The organism is Mycobacterium sp. 1245852.3 (assembly GCF_001669335.1).
Taxonomy (GTDB): domain Bacteria; phylum Actinomycetota; class Actinomycetes; order Mycobacteriales; family Mycobacteriaceae; genus Mycobacterium; species Mycobacterium europaeum_A.
Genome location: NZ_LZLL01000360.1, coordinates 1 through 1,098, shown reverse-complemented (window position 1 = coordinate 1,098; position 1,098 = coordinate 1). Strand labels below are relative to the sequence as shown.

Genomic DNA, 1,098 nt, shown 5'->3' with positions numbered 1-1,098 from the left:
TCCCTGACCATCAGCGGCGCGACGACTGCACCGCCAGCACCGCGATCGCCCCGGCTTCGTTGATGGCCAGGTGCGCCAGCGTGGGTGCGGCCAGGCTGCCGGAACGATCGGCCAGCCAACCGAACAGCCAGCCCGCGATCCCGGTCACCAGCACGGTGCCGGCCACCGGCTCACCCGTCGCCCGCGCGTCGGCGATGTGCGACAGACCAAAGGCGCTGGCCTGCAACAGTCGCCCACCGCGTGCGCCGAAAGCGACGGCGCCGGCGGTGGCCAGCGCACCGCGAAAGGCGGACTCCTCCGACCACACCGTGCCCACGGGTATCCGCAGCAACAGCCACTCCGGGTATGCCGCCGGCGGCTCGCGGCCGGCCATCGATCGGCGCACCGGCGCCAGCTGAGTCGTCGCGGCCACGGTGGCCGCCGCCGAGCAGGCGACCAGGGAGCCCAAGCGCAGGCCGTCGTCGAAGCGGCCCTGGCCGGTGAAACCGGTTGCCGCATCGTGCTTCCCGAGGGCGCCGATCCGTTCGTGACGTTGTTCTCCGAGTCGGCCGGCCGCGTGCTGGTGGCGGTGCCGCGCACCGAGGAGAGCCGGTTCCGGTCGATGTGCGAGGCGCGGGGGCTGCCGGCGGTGCGCATCGGCGTCGTCGACCAGGCCTCCGACGCGGTGGAGGTGCAGGGCCTGTTCACGATCACCCTGGCCGAATTGCGCGAGACCTCCGAGGCGGTGTTGCCGCGGCTCTTCGGATGAGTGCTCGCGGCGAATCTTGATGTCCGACATGGCCTTTCGTCGGATCCGCGCCGTGTCGCTGGCCGCCGCCCTGGTCGGCTGGAGTTTCGTCAGCCCTAGGCTGCCGGCCAACTGGCGGACAGCGCTGCAGGCCGCGGTGGGTGGGCTGCTCGTGTTGGTCACGCGCGCTCCGCTGGGCCTGCGGCCGCCCCGGCTGTGGGCCGGCCTGCGCTTGGGCTCCCTGGTCGCCTGCTCGGCGGCGGCCACCGTGGCCGCGACGACTCAGCTGGCGCCGGTGCGCCGATCGATGGCCGGCCGCGAGCCGCCGGCGGCATACCCGGAGTGGCTGTTGCTGCGGATACCCGTGGGCA

At 73.4% G+C, this 1,098-nt stretch carries 3 pseudogenes; 2 read left to right on the top strand and 1 reads right to left on the bottom strand.

From position 1 onward, the window contains the following. Positions 1 to 10: 10 nt before the first annotated feature. Positions 11 to 457, bottom strand: a pseudogene (locus A9W96_RS16045) (CPBP family intramembrane glutamic endopeptidase); the annotation flags it as partial. On the opposite strand from A9W96_RS16045, the pseudogene A9W96_RS30480 reads away from it, so the two are divergent. Both A9W96_RS30480 and A9W96_RS16040 read left to right on the top strand, forming a co-directional pair. Further along, a pseudogene (locus A9W96_RS30480) lies at positions 437 to 748 on the top strand (AIR synthase-related protein); the annotation flags it as partial. The pseudogenes A9W96_RS16045 and A9W96_RS30480 overlap by 21 nt on opposite strands. 19 nt (positions 749 to 767) lie before the next feature. Continuing rightward, positions 768 to 1,098: pseudogene (locus A9W96_RS16040) on the top strand (CPBP family intramembrane glutamate endopeptidase); the annotation flags it as partial.